We start from the raw sequence: 20,905 nt of genomic DNA, 5'->3' as shown, positions 1-20,905 counted from the left end.
TTATATATATTGAGTAATTCTCTTAAATTATCATAAAAAACATTTTATGGCTATTGAGTTTGATTGACGATTTCCCATAATCAGATTATAAACAGCTTTTTAAGAGTTATTATTCTGTTGACCTTTAATGGCTTATTCTGGAATAAATACAATTTGCAATATTTTTAAGGAGAAATTTCGTGAAGCGTACCTATCAACCTTCCAAAATTGTTCGTAAACACCGCCACGGTTTTCGTGCACGTATGGCTACTGTTGGCGGTCGTAAGGTTATTTCAAGTCGTAGGGCCAAAGGTCGTAAACGTCTTTCTGCGTAAGATCTGCTTTGTCAGAACGACTTTTTAGAAAGATAAGGTTACAAAGGATTCAGTCAATTCAATCCGATTTTAAGCTTTTACACTTGAAAAAAAGAGTGCACTTTTTGAAAGTGGCTGCTCAAGGGCAAAAAATCCCTACATCCAGTTTGGTATTACAATTCTTGAACAGGCATGATAATCAACCGGGAAGGGTAGGGTTTACCGTAACAAAAAAAGTAGGAAACGCGGTTGTACGAAATCGTATAAAACGCCGGTTACGAGCCGTGATTTATCAAGCTGGAAAAGAAATATGTCTATGTGGAGTTGATTTGGTTCTAATAGGACGTAACAAAACTTTTTCAAAACCTTATCCCCATATCGTTCACGATTTTTACCAGGCTTTAAAGAAAGCTGGCATGAAATTTGATGCGTAAATGAAAAAATTGCTTATTCATTCAATTGATTTTTATCGGTTATGTATAAGCCCATTTTTGGGACATAATTGTCGTTTTAATCCAAGTTGTAGTGAATATATGAAGATAGCTATAGAACAACATGGTGTTGTAAAGGGCATTTTATTTGGTGGATGGCGCATTTTGCGATGTAACCCTTGGAATGCGGGTGGAAATGACCCTGTTCCTCCAAAAAAACAAGTTATTAGTTTTTAAAACAAAGAATGATTGGCTGGCTTTGAATGGATAATAAGCGCTTTTTTCTGGCGACTTTACTTTCTGTTTTAATTCTTTTTGCATTTGAATATTTTACGCCTCAAACGTCTTCAGTGCATGAAAATGAAAAACAGGTGACTCAACAAACTGGAACCGGACAGTCCCAGTCCAATATTCCTCATGAAATTAAAACAATAGCAAAAGTGACTGGTCCTGAAATAAGAATTCCTTTTGAGGCAAACGCTGTAAAAGGATCAATCAATCTTCGGGGTGCTGTTTTCGATGATTTGGTTTTAAAAAACTATCATGAAACGGTTAAAGCTGATTCACCATTGGTTAGAGTCCTTGACAAGGCAGATAGTAAAGAACCCAATTATATTGAAACAGGTTGGTTTAATACGGATAATACGTCTGTTAAATTTCCTGATTCAACTTCTGTATGGAAGGCAGATGAAGAAAAATTAACTCCTGGCCACCCTTTAACCCTGACTTGGGATAATGGTGCAGGAATTGAATTCCAGAAAATTATTTCACTTGATAAGGAATATCTTTTTCATATTGAGCAAAAGGTTAAAAATAAATCAAGTCAACCCGTTCATTTTGTTTTTTACGGACGTGTTAATCGTGGATATGCACCAAAAGAGGTCGGTGGCTATTTAATGCATGAAGGGCCATTAGGAATTATAAATGATCGTCTGGAACAAAATTCCTATAAATATCTGCGGGAAAATTCCAAAGGGGAACATCATATTGCCTGGAGTCAGAACAGTAAAGGGGGCTGGGCGGGTATAACTGATAAATACTGGTTAAATGCCATTGTTCCACAACAGGATAAGAATGTAACAGTTCATTATGGATTTGTTCCAGAAGATCATGCGAATAATTCAGGAGATTCAGAAAATCAAAAAGGGACATACCAGGTTGGTTTCACTTCACAACAGCCAATTTCTGTAGGACCTGGTGAAGTTGTCGTAACGGATGGAAATGTATTTTCTGGTGCGAAGGAACTTCACCTTCTTAATCGCTATGAAAAAGAATATCATATTCCCAATTTCTGGAAATCTGTTGATTTCGGGTGGTTTTCATTTCTTACCTATCCAATTTTTATCGTTTTGGATTGGTTAAATGGTTTATGGGGTAATTTCGGTCTTGCTTTATTAACATTTACCTTGATTGTAAAGCTTGTTTTTTATCCTTTGGCTTCAAAACAATTTCATTCGATGGGCAAGATGAAAGAATTGCAGCCAAAAATGAAAGAAATTCGTGAACGCTATAAAGGCGACCAGGCACAGATGAATCAGCAGATGATGCTATTGTACAAGGAGCAGGGGGTAAATCCTGCCAGTGGTTGTTTGCCGATGTTAATTCAGATTCCGATTTTCTGGTGTTTGTATAAGGATTTGTACGTCACAATTGAAATGCGACATGCGCCATTTTTTGGCTGGATTCATGATTTGTCAGCCCCGGATCCAACGAATATACTGAATTTATTTGGTCTTATTCCTTTTGATCCTTCTGCTATTTCACCTTTGTTGCATGTCGGTATCTGGCCTTTGTTATTTGGGACAACAATGTTCTTGCAGCAAAAATTGAATCCTGCAGTAATTGATCCTGTCCAGAAAAAAATGTTTCAATTGATGCCAGTTATTTTTACGGTTGTACTGGCTACGCAACCTGTTGGATTGGTAATTTATTATAGTTGGAACAACCTGTTAACAGCAATTCAGCAGCTTGTTATTCAAAAACATATGGCAATCAAGGAAAAGCAAGCCATTTCTAAATCAAAAAAAGATAGGTAGCCATGTTTTCAAAAGATGGCATATCCACTCATCAAAATGATGAAAATGCCCAGTTTATTGAAGCTGGGCGGCTTCTTTTTTCTCGAGAAGCAAAATTTTTCTTTGGTGCACAACGGTTAAATCAGCTTGAACCTTCCTTATTACCGGAAGTTGCTTTTGCCGGACGTTCAAATGTAGGTAAATCGAGTTTGATTAATGCGTTAACAGGGCAAAAAATGCTGGCAAGAGCTTCTTCAGAGCCAGGAAGAACTCAACAATTGAATTTTTTCAATATTGGTGGTTGTTTGGTCTTTGTTGATATGCCAGGCTATGGTTATGCCAAGGCCTCTCAATCCGTTAAAAAAGATTGGCAAAAGATGATGTTTTCCTTTTTAAGGGGAAGACCAACGCTTTTAAGGGTTATGCTTTTGCTTGACGCTCGTATAGAGCTTAAAGAAAGTGATCATCAGATTATGAATTTATTGGATAGAGCGGCTGTAACATTTCAGATTGTAATGACAAAATGTGATGGTTTGAGCTCGGTTCAATTTTCACAAAAAGAACAAGATATAAAGGACTTGATTGCAAAACATACTGCTGCCTATCCTTATATACGTTTTACAAGCAGTCAAAAAAATATAGGTATTCAAGAACTTCGGGCTGATTTGGCTCAGCTTATCTAAGAGAATCATCAGGATTTAACTATTATGGGTAATCATCAATCGTTAGAGTCAGTTAAGGAAGCTGCCAAAGAGGCGCATGAACAAGCCAAGACGCTTGCAAGAGCCTTGCCATATTTAAGACGCTATACGGGTGATACGATTGTTATCAAATATGGTGGTCATGCCATGGTTGACAATCACTTGTCAAACGATTTCGGTCATGATATTGCGCTTTTGAAACAGGTTGGAATCAATCCAATAATTGTTCATGGGGGAGGTCCCCAAATAAATCAAATGCTGAAGCGGATGGAAATTGAATCGAATTTCATTGATGGTTTGCGTATTACGAGTGAGGCTATAATTGATGTGATTGAAATGGTTTTGGCCGGGACAGTCAACAAGCAGGTTGCGACCCTCATTAATCAGGCTGGCGCTTTGGCAGTGGGTATATCAGGTAAAGACGGCGGCTTAATCGAGGCGCACAAGCTTGTTAAACATGTCTGGGATGAAACTCTCCAGTGTGAGAAAACAATTGACTTGGGACTGGTTGGTGAACCTGTTCATATTGATCCTAGGGTTTTATATGCTTTATCTGGTTCTGGACTAATTCCTGTTGTCGCACCTATTGGAACCGATAAACAGGGGCAAACCTATAATATTAATGCCGATATTGCCGCAGGGTCAATTGCCGGGGCAGTCAGGGCATCAAGATTATTTATGTTAACTGATGTACCGGGTGTTTTGGATAAAGATGGAAATCTTATTTCTGAATTAACGGAAGAAGAAGCCAAGGAAGCAATAGCATCAGGAATTATAACAGGTGGAATGATTCCAAAAATTGAAACATGTCTAGAGGCAGTTAAAGCTGGCGCTCAAGCTGCAGTAATTATGGATGGACGAGTACCACATGCCTGTTTACTGGAATTATTTACTGAAGGTGGATCAGGGACCTTAATTCGTTCTGGTAAAGTATTATAATATAAATTATTTTATTATTTGATAAGGGAAAAAATTTATGACAGATATAGATGCTTTGCAAAATGAAATTGATAAATTATGGGAAAATCGGGCCCAATTATCGCCCACAACACAGGGAGTTGCAAGGGAAACGGTCGATCAAGTATTAAATCTTCTTGATATTGGCAAGTTACGGGTTGCAACACAAGCCGATCAAAAATGGACAATACATGAATGGATTAAAAAGGCGGTACTTTTGTCTTTTCGTCTTTACGATAATCATGCGATGAAAAGTGAAATTGGCATTGCCGCTTATGATAAAGTTTCATTAAAATTTAACAACTGGGGGGATGCCGATTTTGCCAAAGCCGGTTTTCGTGCTGTTCCAGGATCAATTGTACGTCGTTCAGCCTATATTGCTTCAAATGTTGTTTTGATGCCAAGTTTTGTCAATGTGGGTGCCTATGTGGATAGTGGAACCATGATTGACACTTGGGTAACGGTTGGGAGCTGTGCACAAATCGGTAAAAACTGTCATATTAGTGGTGGTGTGGGTATTGGTGGAGTATTGGAACCTCTGCAGGCTGCTCCAGTCATTATTGAAGATGATTGTTTTATCGGAGCCCGCTGTGAAGTGGCAGAGGGAGTTATTGTTGAAAAAGGCAGTGTCCTTTCAATGGGTGTATTTTTAGGTGCGTCAACGAAAGTAATTGATCGTAATACCGGAGAAGTGTTCATGGGACGGGTACCAGCTTATTCAGTTGTTGTTCCCGGAACCCTTCCGCCTAAAAAAGCGGTAAGTGAAGACGGCAATACTTTACCTGGATTGGCTTGCGCGGTTATTATCAAACGTGTAGATGAAAGGACACGCTCAAAAACTTCAATCAATGAGCTGTTAAGAAGTTAAATACTGAAAAAGATTGGTTCCATTTAATATGCACGATCCCGTGAAGCTATTGCAAGATCTGATTCGTTGTCCGTCAGTTACACCACAAGATCTTGGAGCGCAGGATATTTTAAAAACAAGACTGAAAAAGATTGGTTTTGAAATATATGATTTGCCTTATGGTGAAGGTAATGACAACGTTTTGAATTTTTTTGCGCGTTACGGGACAGGAAAGCCACATTTATGTTTTGCTGGTCATACAGATGTTGTTCCTGCGGGAAATAATGATTGGCAACATAATCCTTTTCAAGGCGTTATTGAAGATAATATCATTTACGGACGTGGTGCCTGTGATATGAAAGGTGGCATTGCTGCATTTGTGACAGCGGTTGAAAATTTCCTATCTCTTCAAGCTAATTTTACTGGGTCATTAAGTTTTTTGATTACCGGAGATGAAGAAGGGCCCGGTGTTAATGGTACTGTTAAAGTACTTGAGTGGATGAAGGAAAAAAAACATATTCCTGATTTTTGTCTGGTGGGTGAACCAACATCAGCACAGGAGTTGGGTGATGTAATTAAAATTGGGCGTCGGGGTAGTTTGAATGCGGTTATTACTGTTGAAGGTATCCAAGGACATGTCGCCTATCCTCATCTTGCAGATAATCCAATTCATAAATTGATAGAAATATTATCCTCTTTAACAACATTATCTTTAGACAAGGGGAATAAATGGTTTCAGCCTTCATCTGTTCAAGTGACATCTATTGATGTAGGGAATAAAACGACAAATTTAATTCCTGCCACTGCGACAGCGCGGTTAAATATTCGTTTTAATCATTTACATAATGGGAATTCTTTAATAGGCTGGATTGAAACTCAAGCAAGACGTGTTGCAGAACATTGTCAAATAGATATAGTTGTATCTGGTGAGGCATTTTTGACAGAACCAGGAAATGAAGTGCAGGCAATTCGTTTGGCAATTGAAGAAATATCATCTGTTAAACCACGTCTGGATACAGGGGGGGGAACCTCCGATGCTCGGTTTATTTCAAATTATTGTAATGTTGCTGAATTTGGTCTTGTCGGGCAGACTATGCATAAAGTGAATGAAGCTGTACCCATTGAAGATTTAAAAAAATTAAGTTCAATTTACACACAGTTTTTGAAAAATTATTTCCTATGACACTTAATTCAAATAATCAAAAGAAATCTTCTGATTCAAAGCTCAAAGATATTTTCAAGGGGATGCTTGCTCTGGGTGGTGGTAAGGAAGAAGGGATAAATTTGTTTCCCTCTTCAACAGATGGAGTGTTAAGTGCTCTGGCACCATGGATAGCATTATTGGTGGTCATTGATGGTTTTAATATATTAAGTGTTGTTCAGGCAAAAAAAGCATATTTATTTATTTTTACCATATCATTATTTTTATATAAATTATGTACAGTATTACTTATACCGATTTTGATTCATTCTTTTTCCGTCCTTTGGCATAAGGAAAGATTTTGGAAAAGAACAGTTTCAAGTTATTGTTGGTGTCAATGGATGCCAATTTTAGATTTGATTATAGGTATGATGATTGTATCGTTACCTGGTTTTACGCCATCAATTATATTGGGCTTTATGGCGGTTTTAATGATTTTATATCTGGCTTACATGATCTGGATATCATGGATGACAATTAAAGTGGGATTACAGATTAACAATAAACAATCTCTAATCGTTGTTATCAGTTTGTTTTTTTCTGAAGTAATATTGTTGTTTGTTTTGTCAATTTGTAACAGTGATACACTGGTCAGACTATCACATGAATTGTCAGCTGTTCACTGAAAAGGGTCATCCGGATAGGTTATTTCCTTGAGGAACAAACCTGTTGCAGGAGCTTTGATTCCTGCCAATTTTCTATCTCTACCCTGTAAAATTGCATAGGCCTGTTTTATTGGCCAATATCCGTCTCCAATCATTTTAAGGGTTCCTACCATATTACGTACTTGATGATGTAAAAATGAACGGGCCTGTGTTTCAAAATAAATTTTATCATCAATTTGATAAACGTTAAATTTGTCCAAAATACGGATTGGTGACTTTGCCTGACATGCAGTAGCTCTGAATGATGTAAAATCATGGCTTCCCAATAAGGTTTGAGCAGCTTCGTTCATAGCATCGACATTTAATTTCTTTCGTACATGCCATACATGATTAATATCCAAAGCAGGACGGCTCTGACGGTTGAGAATGACATAAATATATTTTCGTTTTATTGCAGAAAAACGTGCATTCCATTCTGCATCAACCAGCCCTGATTGCAAGATTGTAACGGCATGAGGTTTCATATAGTAATTTAAGCCATCGCGAATTTTTTTGGCTGTTAAGGGTATATGTGCCGGAAAATCAAGATGGGCCACTTGTCCCAAGGCATGAACACCGGCATCTGTCCGACCGGCGGTAATGCTGGCTATTTTAAATTGACCGTTGCATAGTTTGCAGGCAGCCTCTTCTAATATTTGCTGAACAGAAAGGCCGTTATCCTGCCGTTGCCATCCAACAAGACCTGTACCATCATATTCGATTTTGACGGCCCATCTCTGTATGGTAAAATTCATTAGACAAGTTTTGTATTTAATTTGAGATGATAACCTTTGAGAAATTCATTGATTGGCATTTTTTTCTTTCCAGTCAATTGTAATTCCAGAATTTTAAGGACCTGATTTTCACCACATGCCACATAAAAATCAGGATGTATAATTGTTCCAGATTCTGCCATGCTTGATTGAGAGCTGAGCTCAGCTTTAAGAATCTTAAGTAATTTTCCTTCTAGAAAGCAGAATGTCCCAGGCCAGGGTGTCAAGGCACGAATTTGTCGATCAATAGATTCAGCTGATTGATTCCAATCAATTTTGCCATCCTCTTTTGTCAATTGCCTAGCGTAGGTTGCGAGCCCTGATAATTGTGGAACTGGTTTTGAATTTGGATTTTCTGTCAATTCTGAAAGGGTTTCAAGTATGAGTTCACCCCCTAATTGCGCAAGTTGATCGTGAAGAATTTGAGTTGTCGTTTTTTTTGTAATTGGAATAGACTTTTCAATATAAACGGCTCCTGTGTCAAGACCTTTGTCCATCTGCATTATGCTGACACCTGATTTTTGGTCACCTGACCAGATTGCCGTCTGAATGGGCGAGGCTCCTCGCCAGCGTGGAAGAAGACTTGCATGGATATTGATACAGCCTAATTTAGGTAGTGTAAGTATTTCCTCAGGTAGAATAAGTCCGTAAGCTGCAACTATGGCTATATCAGGATTAAAAGAAGCGAACTGTTCAAATTCTTTTGGCTGGTTTTTTAATTTGATGGGTGAAAAGACGGGAATATGCAATTGCTCAGCAATATTTTGCACGGCACAGGGAGTTATTTTCCTCCCTCTGCCAGCAGGGCGGGGAGGTTGACAATATACGGCAACAATTTCATGTCCGGCTTGATAAAGTGCCTGTAAAGCGGGAACAGCAAAATCCGGTGTTCCCATGAAGACAATACGCATCCTAGCTTCTCGTATATATAATTAGCGGTGTCTTTTTTGCTCTTTGATAATTTTACGCATAATAATGTTACGTTTAAGGCTTGAAATATGATCCACAAACAATATTCCATCAAGATGATCTGTTTCATGTTGAATACAACGTGCAAGCAATCCATCAGCCTCCATTTCTTGGCGACTTCCATTAATATCCATATAGCTGATTTTAATTTTTTCAGGGCGAATTACATCGGAATATTGATCTGGAAAAGACAGGCAACCTTCTTTATAACTTTCCAATTCTTCTGATTTCTCAATAACTTCAGGATTTATAATGACAATTTTTTCTGACTGATTATTCTGCATGAGATCAATAACGAAAAATCTCAGCCCAATTCCAACCTGAGGAGCAGCCAAACCGATACCACCTGCCTTGTACATGGTTTCAAACATCATGGATAAAAGTTCTTTTACGTCTTTCAAATCCTCTTTTTCAACGATTTTGGTTTTTTTACGTAAAAAAGGGTTGGTTGCAAGTAAAACAGGTCTTGTTTCAATATCGTCATTCATTTTCTAAATTTGTGCCATAGTTTAAATTATTCTATCATTGTCTATATAAAGATTTAATATATTAATACAATATTTTGTTATGGTGCGAAATCTAATTTTAAAAGATATAATACTTGTAGTCCTTGGCGATTATTCCATATAATAAAATAGATAGGTGCCATTTTGGGCCTAGTTATATGTCTCGCTTCAATATATTAAAGGAGGGGGCTTTCATGTCAGGAAGGCTTTTTACATCGCCTATGTTCCTGGGCTTTGATCATTTGGAACAGATTTTAGAACGAGCGGCAAAATCGACTTCTGATGGTTATCCGCCCTATAATATAGAACAAATTGGATCTTCCAGTTTACGGATTACCTTGGCTGTAGCTGGTTTCATGATGGAAGATTTGCAAATAACGCAGGAAGATAATCAGCTGGTCATTCGTGGCAGGCAGCTTGAAGATAATGAAGAGCGTGTATTTCTTTACCGAGGAATTGCGGCAAGGCAATTTCAAAGAGCTTTTATTTTGGCTGAGGGTATCAAGGTTGAACGAGCATGGCTGGATAATGGTTTGCTTCATATTGATATTATCCGGCCCAAACCGGAGACAAGAATCCGCCATATTGAAATAGTACAAAATTCCAATGCAAGGCGTAAATCATATAATAAAGTTATGTCACAGAAAGTTGGCACATCAGATGCCTATCGCTCTGGTGCGATACGAAGTTTGCAACTTACAGAAAAAGAATGATATTATATTGAAAGATGCAGGATTATCTTGCCATCTGTTTTTAAAGGAGGTCTTGATCAATTATGAAGGATTTCGACATCAAGGAAAAATCTAAATTAATTGCGACCAAAGAAGGTAGTGACGTTGTTGATGTTCGTCATTTAACAGACAATCAGCTAAAAGCCTTGGGTGTGTCCCAATTGGCTTACGTAAAGGAAATCACGATCAATGGTGAACAGGCATTTGCCATTCATGCGGCTGATGGGACACCTATGGCAGTGACGGACAATGCCAAGACAGCATATGCTGCGATCTTGCAGCAGGAAATGATGCCTATCATGGTTCATTAATTGATAATAACAAGATAATATTCAATATAAAAAACAGGGATAACTCCCTGTTTTTTGTTCAAGATATCATTCCTGAATCCAGTAGGATTATCCTATCTTCATTTTGCTTATATATGACATTGATACGGTTATTATCCAGATTTTTAAACATCAATACCGGTCTTTCAGATAAATCTAGAACCATGATGGCATCTTGAAGCGATAATGTGTCTATATGAGTCGTTTTTTTATCAATGATTTTTGCATCTTTTTGAGATTCCACCGATGTTTCCAAGGGGATATCATTATCAATAATATATTGGTTACCTTGGAATAATTCATGAGCGGGAGGGGCATGATCTCTTTTTGTAATCAACCGTCTCTTATATTTTTTTAGTCTGTTATGTAAATGTTCAAGGGCAATATTAAAAGATTCTTGTACATTATCTGCATTTGCCTCTCCACGTAATGAAAGGGATCGAGAAGCATGGATATGTATCTGACAACGATAATCGGATGGGGATTTGTTAAATGTTACTGAACAATCAACGATATTTTTAAAATATTTTTGCGTGATTTCTTGAAGATTTTGATTAATCTTGTTTTTAAACCAATCAGGAATATCAATTTTATTACCAAAGATGGAAATATCCATTACGGTTCTCCCTTAGTTATATTCCTTACTATTCTAGTATCTAATTTTTCAAAATTAAAGCTTTATCAACGCATGGGTGGTAATTGTTCTATCATTTTGATTAATGGTAAGATCTATAGTTAATTTTTAACCGTTAAGGTGAATTATAATGTGAATTTTTCCCCCAAATAAACTCTACGTACATCTTCATGAGCGACCACTTCTTCAGGACGTCCTTCCATAAGAAGCTGGCCACTGTTCATGATATATGCCCTATCAATAATTTCCAGGGTTTCTCTTACATTATGATCCGTAATTAACACACCAATTTCACGATCTTTGAGATGGGAAACAAGATCACGAATTTCTCCGACAGCAATTGGATCAATTCCAGCTAAGGGCTCATCCAGAAGAATGTAATTCGGATCGCTGGCAAGCGCTCGGGCGATTTCCAAACGGCGTCTTTCTCCACCAGATAGGGAAAGGGAGGGGGAATGTCGTAAATGTGAAATTCCGAATTCCGCCAATAATCCATCAAGCGTTTCATGTCTTTTATCGGCATTGGATTCAACAACTTCCAGAACTGCCATAATATTTTGTTCTACATTTAACCCTCTAAATATACTTGCCTCTTGAGGCAGATAACCAATGCCAAGTCTTGCTCGCCGATACATTGGCAATTTGGTAATATCTGTGTTATCAAGGCGAATTGATCCTGTATCTGGCTGAACTAACCCAACAATCATATAAAAACTTGTAGTCTTGCCAGCACCATTTGGGCCCAAAAGACCGACAGCTTCTCCTCGATGAACGCGTAATGACACGTTTTTGACAACCTGTCGTTTTTTATAGGTTTTTCCTATGTTGTCTGCAAATAGCCCTTCATTATCAGGTAAATTTTTGGTTGATGATGTATTATTGGAAGCAGATTCGGTTTCAGGCATGGAATTTGAAACTCACTTATAAAAATTAAAAACTATTTTTTATCGCTTGGTTGATTATTTTGATTTGCTTGGTTTGGAACGACCAGTCCCTGGACTCTTTGACCAGGCATTTCTGTCATGTGAGCAATACCGGTATGCATGTTGATAATGGCAGCATGACCATTTAGCTGGTTTTGGCCTCTTGTGATATGAACATTGCCCACGATGCGGGCGATTCCTGTATTGGGAACATAAACACCGCGGTCTCCACGAACAGTTTCAGATTGGGTTCGCACGACAACGTTACCAAATGCGTTGACTTTTTCCAACTTTCCGGATTTGGTAAGGTCATCAGATTTCTTACTGTCAGTCACGTTATTTTTTTGTTCAGGTTTTTTTTGATCATCAGGGCTGCTATAGCCAACCAGTACATCCGCATTGATTTGTCGACCATCCTTGATATTAATTACGGTTGCATCACCCCGACCAACTGACATTCTGGTTTGGGAGTGATATTCCATGGCATCTTTTGCGGTCATGACATTTTGAGGGGTGGTTAATTTCATATGTTTACCCGTTAAAACCAGGGTTGCCTGATCAATATCATAAACTGCTTTATCTCCCCAGGCCTGATCGGTATTCGTATAAATATGAACATGACCATAAGCGTACAGACGATATATTTCATTTGAACCTGAATCGCTTTGAGTTATATCACCGCTTTTTTGTTGAGGATTGGGGTTTTGGGAGGACTTTGATTCTGTATCGCCAGCTTTTTTTCGATAATAGGCGATAAGTCTGTCTGCTGTGACCGTTACATTTTCACGAACTGCCTTGGCTTGATTATAGGCGGTCACTTTTTTGGCGTTTTGATCCCAGTCAAATCCTCCAAGAGCTGTAACCGTAATCTGTCCACCATGTGATAGATCTATACTTTGACCATGGACAGTATGGATGTTGAAAAAACTATAAAAGATACTTGAAATGGCAAAAGGTAATAAATTGCGTTTATTCATCAATTTTATTCCGATGATTTAGCTTGAGTAGGATTGGAGGAATTATTTTTTTTATCATCATTCAAGACCAATCGGCCTGGTCCCTTAAATTGAGCAATTCCGGCATGCAAGTCAAGGAAATAGGTTTGGGCATCCAAGATGCCAAAGGGTCCTTCAGCATGAATCCAGTTGTTGCCAGTCACAACAGAGGACTTTAAAGCAACGTCTGCCATATCGCTATACATGAAAACTCCATCATTTCGGTATAAAACAACATGTTTTATCAATCCTAAATCCTGTTCATGCTGTGTATAATTTCCCTTGTCCGCCGTGACCATCATCCAAACATTGTCCTGCAATAAAATATCAGCTTTTGGATTGCCTAGATGGATAAGATTGCTATTGTTAGATTTCTGAACAACTTTTTCAGATGTTATGGTATAGGGTCGATTATGTGTATCCAAGCCATGAAAAGTAGCGTCAATCATGGTTCCACTTTCAATCTTGATACGGGAAAGCTGTTTCATCACTTCCTTGTTGGTATGCAAAGCCCGATCAATCTCCGGCCAGACAGCAATGGAACTTAACAAAACAAGGGCTGTAATTGGTAGGCCCCATTTAACCCACTTCATAATGGTGTTCCGGCGTTCCATTTCTGCGGGTTTAGGAATATGCCGTCTTTCAATGATATTTTGTGATCTATGACTTAAATATTTTTCCTTGTCCTGAAAATCGGTTCTTTCAATTTTGTTTTTTGAACTAGATTCTTCATTCGGTTGACTGTTTGTTGACATATTCATGCAATGCCCGCTCGTAAAAGATCATGAATGTGCAAAACCCCTATTGGATGATTTCTGGAATCCACGACAAATAAACAGGTAATGGGATGATTATCATTATTCATGAGTTTCAGCGCTTCAGCAGCCAGCATATCGGATTTAATGGTAAGAGGCGAGGGATTCATGATTTCTTGAGTTGTCAATTTTCTTATATCCTTGTTGAATGCTCGCCTTAGATCGCCATCTGTTATCAGCCCGATCAGCCTCCCATTTTCAGAAATAATGCCAATGCAACCCAGGGCTTTTTGAGTCATTTCCATGATTGCATCGGTGATAGGCATCCTTGAATGCCCCAAGGGGATATCCTTGTCTGTGTGCATTAAATCTTCAACAATCTTAAGTCTGCTGCCCAATCTACCACCGGGATGATAAATACCGAAATCTGATGCGGTGAAGTGCCTCATTTTCAATAATGTTATTGCCAGGGCATCGCCTATTGCCAGTTGCATTAACGTGCTGGTCGTTGGTGCCAAACCCAGTGGGCATGCCTCCCTTGAATGGGGAAGTGAGAGAATTATGCTGGAATTTTTTGCCAAAGTCGATTGTGGATTGGTTGTTATGCTAATCAATGGGATGCTGAATCGTTTTGCATGAATAATTATATTGAATAATTCCTGGGTTTCACCAGAAGCGGATACAGCCAGAATGATGTCATCTTTTTGAATCATTCCCAGATCTCCATGGGAAGCCTCAGAAGGATGAACAAAGAGAGATGGTGTACCAGTGGAGGCTAGTGTTGATTGAATTTTTTTTGCAATATGCCCAGATTTGCCAATTCCGGTTAATACCACCCGACCATTAATTTCAGATATGAGATTGGCGGTTTCCAAGAAAGATTGAGTAAGTTCGGTTTTGTCTCGAAGTGCATCAATCAAATCCAGGATGCCATTAGATTCTATAGATAGAGCTTCAAGAGCTGTATCAATCTCTGATGAGGCAATTTTGGTCATTTCAATGCACTTGATTAAATTTAATTATTATTAAAACAGATATAATAATATATATAGAGTTTCAAAATGAAATGAAACTGTTAAATTCTTAACCGCGATGATCGAATATATCAGGATCTAGATATCCGAGCTGATCCAGGGTGGCTCTTGTTGGTAAAAATGAAAAACAGGCTTCTGCAATTTCCAAACGGTTTTCCCTGATTAATAAAACTTCCAAGATTTCCCACAATTGATGAAGATAAAGAACATCTGCAGCTGCATAGGTCAATTGTTCAATGCTCAGGGTTGGTGAACCCCAATCTGAAGTTTGTTGCTGTTTACTTAATTCAATATCAAGTAATTCTCTGCATAGAACAGCCAGTCCGTGTTTATCCGTAAAAGTTCTGACCAATTTAGCTGCAATTTTTGTACAAATTACGGATTTCATACTTATTTGAAAGGTTTTTTGTAATATCCCGACATCAAATCGGGCAAAGTGCATTAATTTTGCAATGGAGTGATCAGTAAGTAATTTTTTTAGATTGGGGCAGGAATTGAACCCTTTACCACCAAGCCGTTCGGGTACAAACTGGACAATATGAACCTGTCCATCCCCTTTGCTTAACTGAATCAAACAAAGCCGGTCTCGATCATAATTTAATCCCATGGTCTCAGTGTCAATTGCGACTATTTTTCCAAGATCTAGTCCGGAAGGTATATCATGCTGGTAAAGATGAATATGATCGAGAATTTGTTTATTGTTATTTTTCATAATTTGTCCAAGTGTTTATTAAATTTTAGCAAGAAAAAATGAATTGACTTATAATTTCACATTTCCAAGATCACATAAAATTTTCCAATGTTCTGAACTGATTGGCATTACTGACAATCTGGATTGTTTAATAAGTGCTATATCTTCCAGTTCAGGAAAGGATTTGATTTTTTTTAGGGTAATGGGTACAGGTACCGAACATATTGTCTCTACATCCACACAAAACCATCTGTGTTCTGTATCGGTCGGATCGGGATAGGCCTCTTTATCAATTCTTACAATACCAACAATTTCCTTACCTTCATTGGAATGGTAGAAAAAAGCCAGATCATTTTTTTTCATTAATTGTAGATTTTTTTTCGCCTGATGATTTCTCACCCCTGTCCAGGGTTCGATTTTGTTTCTCAATTGTTCCTGCCATGAAAAAGCAGAAGGTTCCGATTTAATTAACCAATAATTTGTCATATTTATAAAACATTTATTTTTTATACCTATTGTATTATTATCACATATTTTGAAAATTTGAATTAAAATTCAGTCAATCTCAAACGGATGAAATTTATTATAACTCTTTAAAAATATGTAAAAAACAATTTTACAATATTTGTTGTCCATTTATTCATTTGCAAACCATCATGATTTATTTGATTTCCGCCAGTTGCAATTGTATCTGTATACTGATAATGATTCTCAATATCTCATGTTATTAATTATCATTATCAGTATTTTATTGGATGGATTTTTAAATTGTCAGGAATAAAAAGGACGCTTCAACCAGTATCATTGGCAGTAATGGTCGGATTATTAGGGAATACTGCTATCACCAAATCTGCAAATGCAGAAAAATCGAACAATGCTGTTGCATCATCAGCAAATAAAGTAAATCAACAAATAACAAAAGATCAAACAACAGATAACCAGTCAACAACGAATGAGCATATTCTTGTTCGTGGAAAAAAGAATGATAATATTCTGACGCAGAATACAGGTGTCAGTTTGATGCCACAGGATATCATGCATACCCCTCAGAATATCAATCTTGTTCCGGCCAAAATTATGGAAGAGCAAAATGTCAAATCTCTTGATGAAGCATTAAAAAATGTACCGGGGGTAACCTCTTCCGTTGGGGAGGGACGTGGCGGCATGTCCGGAAATCAGTTTCTCATCCGCGGTTTTCAGGCCCAGAATGATATTTATGAAGATGGCCTGAGAGATTTCGGTGTCTATAGCCGTGACAGTTTCAATTATGAAAATGTGGTGGTTATTAAGGGTCCATCTTCATCTGTATTTGGGAATGGAACTACGGGTGGTGCCATTAATGTTGTAACAAAAAAACCAATATTGAAAGATCAATATAAAGCGGAATTTACTGGTGGAAACGGGGATTATTACCGTGGCACTTTTGATTTGAACAAGCAGATTAATGATAATATTGCTGTTCGCATGGAGGGTATGGCCAACAGCAATAATGTTGTGGGAAGAGATAATTTATATTCCCATCGTTGGGGTCTGGCGCCATCCATAGCTTTTGGTCTGGGAACAGATTTAAGTTATGTTTTGCAATTTGTACATCAACAGGATGATCGCATTCCCGATTACGGTGTTCCTGTAATTACAAAACCTGGTCATACAATTGGTAGACCTGCGACCGAATATGGAATAAGAAGGGGAAATTGGTATGGTAACAAAATGGATAAGGACCAAACCCAGGATAACCAGGTTACGGGACGTTTAACCTATAACATCACTCCTGATATTGTTATCCATAACGATACTCGATATGGTAATTATCAACGTCAGTTTTCTGTTACACGACCTAAATGTACGCCAACAGATTGTAGTGACCCATATTTTGATGGTCGTCCTCAGGACGCTATTATTCAAACGGCAGGTCCAAGTCCATATGAACAGAGCACCTGGTCGTTCCAAAATGTTTTATCAACTATTGCCAATTTCAATACAAGTTTTATCAAACATCAATTAACGGCTGGTGTTGATATTGCCTATGCTCATGAAAGCCGTCATTACGGACAATTTTCCGCATCCCTGCCAAACAACAATCTTGTTCATCCAACGGATGCGATTGATTATCCAATACATATCATGCCTGGTGATCCCAACAGTAAAGTAGGGGATCCATCCCGTAGATATGGACATTCCCGTGATGTTGGTGTTTTCTTGTATGACCAGATATGGTTCACCAAAGCTTGGTCAATTAAGGGTGGTTTCCGTTATGACAACTGGGAAGCGTTTTATAATACCCAAGGGGGCAAATCCTTTACAACGCACCGTATGTCAACGAACGATAATGTGTTCAACCCGACAGTAAGTTTGCTATTCAATCCAGATGAAAATCAGGCTTACTATTTCACATGGTCATCCTCTACAACGCCATTGGGTATGTATTTGACGAATTCGTATGCACCGATGAAGGATGGTCAAAACGGAATGAAACCGGAAAAAAGCCATTTATATGAACTGGGTGGAAAATGGAGCCTTTTGAATCAGCGACTGGGACTGACAGCATCTTTGTTCCATCTTGAAAAAAGCAACCAGATGGTTAGTGATCCATTGTCAGGAGCGGTGACAAGTACGGGTGACAAAGGTTACAATCAGGGGATTGAATTGGGTATATCCGGTAATATCACGAATAATTGGAGCGTCTATGGTGCCTTTGCTGCATATCATAGTAAAGTTACAGGTTCTTTAACGCCAAATATCAAGGGAAATCGCATGTTCTATGTTCCCTCTCATCAGGGAAATTTATGGACAACGTATAATATAATGCCCAATACACCATACAATTTGTTGATTGGTGGAGGTGTAACATGGCGTGGACCAGTTTATTTGAATAACAGAAACAATGCAAAAGTACCATCAAATGTAACGATTGATGCCATGCTTTCTCATAAATTCGACGATCATTGGAAAGTGTCGTTCAATATTTACAATCTGACCAACCGTTTGAATTATGACTCTTTATTCAGTAATCGTGTGACACCATCTAATGGTAGAGCATTCATGTTCAGTTTGAACATGTTAGAATAACTTCAAAATATAATCAGGTTAGTTTGATGATCATTCATATTCCTCAAGTTTTAAATAAAGAAGAATTGGCTTACGTTCAGTCTGTTTATAAACGGGCACCTTTTGTAGATGGTAAGGTTACGGCAGGTGAACAATCTGCCCAGGTCAAGCGTAATATACAAATTGACCAGAAATCACCCGAAAGTAAAGAATTGGGAGAAATTATATTGAAAGCTCTGGGACGTAATCCGATTTTCAATTCAGCAGTTGTTCCTTATCGGGTTTGCCCGCCTTTATTCAACCGTTATGATGAAGGCATGGAGTTCCCCGATCATGTGGATAATGCGTTACGTCCAATTCATGAAGCCAATATGCGTATAAGAACGGATGTATCCTCGACTTTGTTTTTAAATAATCCTGAGGATTATGATGGTGGAGAGCTGATCATGCATGATCCAAGTGGTGCACAATCAATCAAGCTCCCTGCTGGCGACATGATTGTTTACCCAACCTACAGCTTGCATTCTGTCAGCAAAATAACGCGTGGCAGTCGTTGGGCATCTTTTTTCTGGACCCAGTCAATGATTCGAGATTCTGACAAGAGGCGGGTTTTATTTGATCTGGATATGTCGATTATTAAGTTAAGAACCAGAATGGATGATAATGATCCTCAGATTTTAGAGTTGACAAATGTTTATCATAATTTGATGCGATTATGGTGTGAGCTATAGATTGAAATAATTTTTAAAAAAGCACTAAAAAATAAAGTGCTTTTTTTGATTAAAACCTAATGAAATAAAAACATATTTAATAAATTTGTTAATTCTGGTGAATGAATAAAATTTATGGAATAATATGATGATTATCATATCTTAATCAAAACATACTAAACTTTATTCCACTAAATAAGTATATAATTATTTATTTACCTTTATAAATAAAAGAAAACCAATCTGAATGCCATAATGACTGTGCTTACATGTTCGGTATAATATAAATCAATTATCCGTTGGGTATAGTTTCATTATTCCATAAGGATTCAAATGTTTGACGTGGTTTGATAACAAATAATCTTTTATCCTTGATCATCAATTGTAAAGCTTGGGGACGGGCATTATAAGAGGAACTCATGACGTGTCCATAGGCACCGGCATCCAGAATGGCAATTTCATCATTTTCCCTTAATTGGGGAAGTAACCGTTGGCGAGCAAAAATATCACTTGATTCGCATATTGGACCGTCAATATTCTGTTTTTCCAAGGGACGCTTATATATTTCAGCCTGTATAGGTAAGATACCGTGCCACGCATCGTACATCGCTGGACGCAAAAGGTCGTTCATGGCAGCATCAAGAATAATGAAAGGGGCTGCCTCTGGCCCATTGTTTTTTCTTCTGATAACTTTGCTGATCAGGATGCCTGCCGGACCAACCAGCCAGCGGCCAGGTTCAATACAAATACGGATATTAAGGGAAGAGAAAATTTCTTGCATTAAATTAGCTAGAGCATATGGGTCGGACTCTTTTTCGTCATAGTAAGAAATGCCAAAACCACCTCCACAGTCTAGAACAGAGACCTCTAATCCTTCTTTACGTGCTTGTTTAACAAGTTTTCCCATTTTTAAAAAAGCTTTTTTATAGGGCTCTACAGATGAAATCTGACTACCAATATGGACATCAAATCCCAATGGGAGAATATTATCCAGTTGGCTTGCTTCTTTGTAAACCTGAAGAGCTTGCTCATAAGCGATACCAAATTTGTTTTCCGCCAAACCTGTAGTAATTTTATGATGCGTTCTGGCATCGACATCAGGATTGACTCTTAAACAAATTGCGGCTTTTTTTCCTGTATCCATTGCTATTTTAGAAATAAGATGAAGCTCTTCACGGCTCTCAACATTGATTTGGCCTATTTCTAATTGAATGGCGGCTTTTAATTCTTCCTCTGTTTTTCCCACTCCTGAAAAACAAATTTTTCGTGGGTTGATATTGACTTTTAGTGCTCTCCTTAATTCACCCAGACTGACAATGTCAACTCCCGCTCCTTCTTTTGCCAAAAGATCAAGTATGGCCAGATGATCATTTGCTTTCACGGCATAATGAATAGAAAAGTCCATTTTGTTTTGCAGAAATGCTCTAGAAAGTTTTTGAAAACGTGATGTTAATATATCTGCATTGATTACCCATACAGGACTACCATAATGATCAGTAAGAGATTGAAGTGGAACTTTACCAAAACAGAGCCCCTTCTTTTCATCAATAATAAAGTCTGGATGCGTTTGTAAAAGGGTTTGATAATTTGTTTCAGGTTCGGTTTTAGAAGATGACATTAATCAAAAAGCCTTTGGTCGGAAAAAAAATAATATTATACTGATTTTATAACAATCTATAAAAAACAGTAGGATAGAATAATATAATTATTCTTTATTA

Annotated in this window: 24 protein-coding genes; 13 read left to right on the top strand and 11 right to left on the bottom strand. The window is 37.8% G+C overall.

Annotated elements, in window-relative coordinates; genetic code table 11:
* Window positions 1-179 precede the first annotated feature (179 nt).
* Genes rpmH through D9V35_RS05490 form a run of 9 tightly spaced genes read left to right on the top strand, consistent with a single transcriptional unit; the run spans window position 180 to window position 7,071 of the window.
* Window positions 180-314 (top strand): 50S ribosomal protein L34, encoded by a 135-nt coding sequence (gene rpmH, locus D9V35_RS05530; RefSeq protein ID WP_110438144.1) that lies wholly within the window; start codon window positions 180-182, stop codon window positions 312-314.
* 56 nt (window positions 315-370) lie between these two features.
* Window positions 371-727, top strand: a complete 357-nt coding sequence (gene rnpA / locus D9V35_RS05525) for a ribonuclease P protein component (protein ID WP_110438592.1) — start codon at window positions 371-373, stop codon at window positions 725-727.
* On the top strand, window positions 728-961 hold the full coding sequence (yidD, locus tag D9V35_RS05520) for a membrane protein insertion efficiency factor YidD (protein ID WP_110438143.1): 234 nt from the start codon (window positions 728-730) through the stop codon (window positions 959-961).
* A 26-nt stretch (window positions 962-987) separates the two neighbouring features.
* The gene (gene yidC / locus D9V35_RS05515) at window positions 988-2,760 is read left to right on the top strand and encodes a membrane protein insertase YidC (protein ID WP_122123704.1); all 1,773 of its coding nucleotides are present in this window, start codon (window positions 988-990) and stop codon (window positions 2,758-2,760) included.
* A 2-nt stretch (window positions 2,761-2,762) separates the two neighbouring features.
* Complete coding sequence (yihA, locus tag D9V35_RS05510; protein WP_122123703.1) at window positions 2,763-3,422, top strand: ribosome biogenesis GTP-binding protein YihA/YsxC; 660 nt, start codon at window positions 2,763-2,765, stop codon at window positions 3,420-3,422.
* 24 nt (window positions 3,423-3,446) lie between these two features.
* On the top strand, window positions 3,447-4,379 hold the full coding sequence (gene argB, locus D9V35_RS05505; RefSeq protein ID WP_110438140.1) for an acetylglutamate kinase: 933 nt from the start codon (window positions 3,447-3,449) through the stop codon (window positions 4,377-4,379).
* A gap of 37 nt (window positions 4,380-4,416) precedes the next feature.
* A complete protein-coding gene (gene dapD, locus D9V35_RS05500) occupies window positions 4,417-5,265 on the top strand; it encodes a 2,3,4,5-tetrahydropyridine-2,6-dicarboxylate N-succinyltransferase (RefSeq protein WP_122123702.1) in 849 nt (282 codons plus the stop codon).
* A gap of 28 nt (window positions 5,266-5,293) precedes the next feature.
* A complete protein-coding gene (dapE, locus tag D9V35_RS05495) occupies window positions 5,294-6,427 on the top strand; it encodes a succinyl-diaminopimelate desuccinylase (RefSeq protein WP_122123701.1) in 1,134 nt (377 codons plus the stop codon).
* A complete protein-coding gene (locus D9V35_RS05490; RefSeq protein WP_110438137.1) occupies window positions 6,424-7,071 on the top strand; it encodes a hypothetical protein in 648 nt (215 codons plus the stop codon). Before dapE ends, D9V35_RS05490 begins: the two co-directional genes overlap by 4 nt.
* Here D9V35_RS05490 and truA read toward each other — a convergent pair.
* The 3 genes from truA to def are packed head-to-tail and all read right to left on the bottom strand — an operon-like array spanning window position 7,065 to window position 9,319.
* On the bottom strand, window positions 7,065-7,844 hold the full coding sequence (gene truA, locus D9V35_RS05485; protein ID WP_110438136.1) for a tRNA pseudouridine(38-40) synthase TruA: 780 nt from the start codon (window positions 7,842-7,844) through the stop codon (window positions 7,065-7,067). The two genes, D9V35_RS05490 and truA, sit on opposite strands and share 7 nt — an antisense overlap.
* Complete coding sequence (gene fmt, locus D9V35_RS05480; RefSeq protein ID WP_122123700.1) at window positions 7,844-8,773, bottom strand: methionyl-tRNA formyltransferase; 930 nt, start codon at window positions 8,771-8,773, stop codon at window positions 7,844-7,846. Before fmt ends, truA begins: the two co-directional genes overlap by 1 nt.
* A gap of 21 nt (window positions 8,774-8,794) precedes the next feature.
* The gene (def, locus tag D9V35_RS05475; RefSeq protein ID WP_122123699.1) at window positions 8,795-9,319 is read right to left on the bottom strand and encodes a peptide deformylase; all 525 of its coding nucleotides are present in this window, start codon (window positions 9,317-9,319) and stop codon (window positions 8,795-8,797) included.
* 212 nt (window positions 9,320-9,531) lie between these two features.
* Here def and D9V35_RS05470 point away from each other — a divergent pair, with 212 nt between their 5' ends.
* Window positions 9,532-10,050 carry an Hsp20 family protein gene (locus D9V35_RS05470; protein ID WP_122123698.1) on the top strand — a complete coding sequence of 173 codons (519 nt, stop codon included), beginning with the start codon at window positions 9,532-9,534 and terminating at the stop codon, window positions 10,048-10,050.
* A gap of 62 nt (window positions 10,051-10,112) precedes the next feature.
* Window positions 10,113-10,379, top strand: a complete 267-nt coding sequence (locus tag D9V35_RS05465; protein WP_110438132.1) for a DUF1150 family protein — start codon at window positions 10,113-10,115, stop codon at window positions 10,377-10,379.
* 58 nt (window positions 10,380-10,437) lie between these two features.
* Here the strand turns inward: D9V35_RS05465 and hpf are convergent, their stop codons facing one another.
* From hpf to D9V35_RS05430, 7 genes are all read right to left on the bottom strand, one after another.
* On the bottom strand, window positions 10,438-11,013 hold the full coding sequence (gene hpf, locus D9V35_RS05460) for a ribosome hibernation-promoting factor, HPF/YfiA family (RefSeq protein WP_122123697.1): 576 nt from the start codon (window positions 11,011-11,013) through the stop codon (window positions 10,438-10,440).
* A gap of 143 nt (window positions 11,014-11,156) precedes the next feature.
* Window positions 11,157-11,936, bottom strand: a complete 780-nt coding sequence (lptB, locus tag D9V35_RS05455; protein ID WP_122123696.1) for an LPS export ABC transporter ATP-binding protein — start codon at window positions 11,934-11,936, stop codon at window positions 11,157-11,159.
* Between the two features lie 32 nt (window positions 11,937-11,968).
* Window positions 11,969-12,931 carry an LptA/OstA family protein gene (locus tag D9V35_RS05450; protein WP_122123695.1) on the bottom strand — a complete coding sequence of 321 codons (963 nt, stop codon included), beginning with the start codon at window positions 12,929-12,931 and terminating at the stop codon, window positions 11,969-11,971.
* A 5-nt stretch (window positions 12,932-12,936) separates the two neighbouring features.
* Window positions 12,937-13,710 carry an LPS export ABC transporter periplasmic protein LptC gene (lptC, locus tag D9V35_RS05445; protein ID WP_232347468.1) on the bottom strand — a complete coding sequence of 258 codons (774 nt, stop codon included), beginning with the start codon at window positions 13,708-13,710 and terminating at the stop codon, window positions 12,937-12,939.
* The gene (locus tag D9V35_RS05440; RefSeq protein ID WP_122123694.1) at window positions 13,707-14,699 is read right to left on the bottom strand and encodes a KpsF/GutQ family sugar-phosphate isomerase; all 993 of its coding nucleotides are present in this window, start codon (window positions 14,697-14,699) and stop codon (window positions 13,707-13,709) included. The genes lptC and D9V35_RS05440 overlap by 4 nt, the downstream gene beginning before the upstream one ends.
* An 88-nt stretch (window positions 14,700-14,787) precedes the next feature.
* On the bottom strand, window positions 14,788-15,450 hold the full coding sequence (locus tag D9V35_RS05435; RefSeq protein WP_122123693.1) for a ribonuclease D: 663 nt from the start codon (window positions 15,448-15,450) through the stop codon (window positions 14,788-14,790).
* A gap of 48 nt (window positions 15,451-15,498) precedes the next feature.
* Complete coding sequence (locus tag D9V35_RS05430; RefSeq protein WP_122123692.1) at window positions 15,499-15,915, bottom strand: EVE domain-containing protein; 417 nt, start codon at window positions 15,913-15,915, stop codon at window positions 15,499-15,501.
* A gap of 282 nt (window positions 15,916-16,197) precedes the next feature.
* On the opposite strand from D9V35_RS05430, the gene D9V35_RS05425 reads away from it, so the two are divergent.
* Window positions 16,198-18,498 (top strand): TonB-dependent receptor, encoded by a 2,301-nt coding sequence (locus tag D9V35_RS05425; RefSeq protein WP_240993346.1) that lies wholly within the window; start codon window positions 16,198-16,200, stop codon window positions 18,496-18,498.
* A gap of 26 nt (window positions 18,499-18,524) precedes the next feature.
* Entirely contained in the window at window positions 18,525-19,208 is a 684-nt protein-coding gene (locus D9V35_RS05420) for a Fe2+-dependent dioxygenase (protein ID WP_122123691.1), read from the top strand.
* Window positions 19,209-19,479: 271 nt separating this feature from the next.
* On the opposite strand, the gene lysA is transcribed toward D9V35_RS05420, so the two are convergent.
* Window positions 19,480-20,805: a diaminopimelate decarboxylase gene (lysA, locus tag D9V35_RS05415; RefSeq protein ID WP_122123690.1), complete on the bottom strand. Its 1,326-nt coding sequence runs from the start codon at window positions 20,803-20,805 to the stop codon at window positions 19,480-19,482.
* Between the last annotated feature and the right edge of the window lie 100 nt (window positions 20,806-20,905).

The organism is Commensalibacter melissae (genome assembly GCF_003691365.1).
Lineage (GTDB): Bacteria > Pseudomonadota > Alphaproteobacteria > Acetobacterales > Acetobacteraceae > Commensalibacter > Commensalibacter melissae.
Note: the sequence above shows the minus strand (reverse complement) of the source record. Positions and strands in the feature narration are given on the sequence as shown.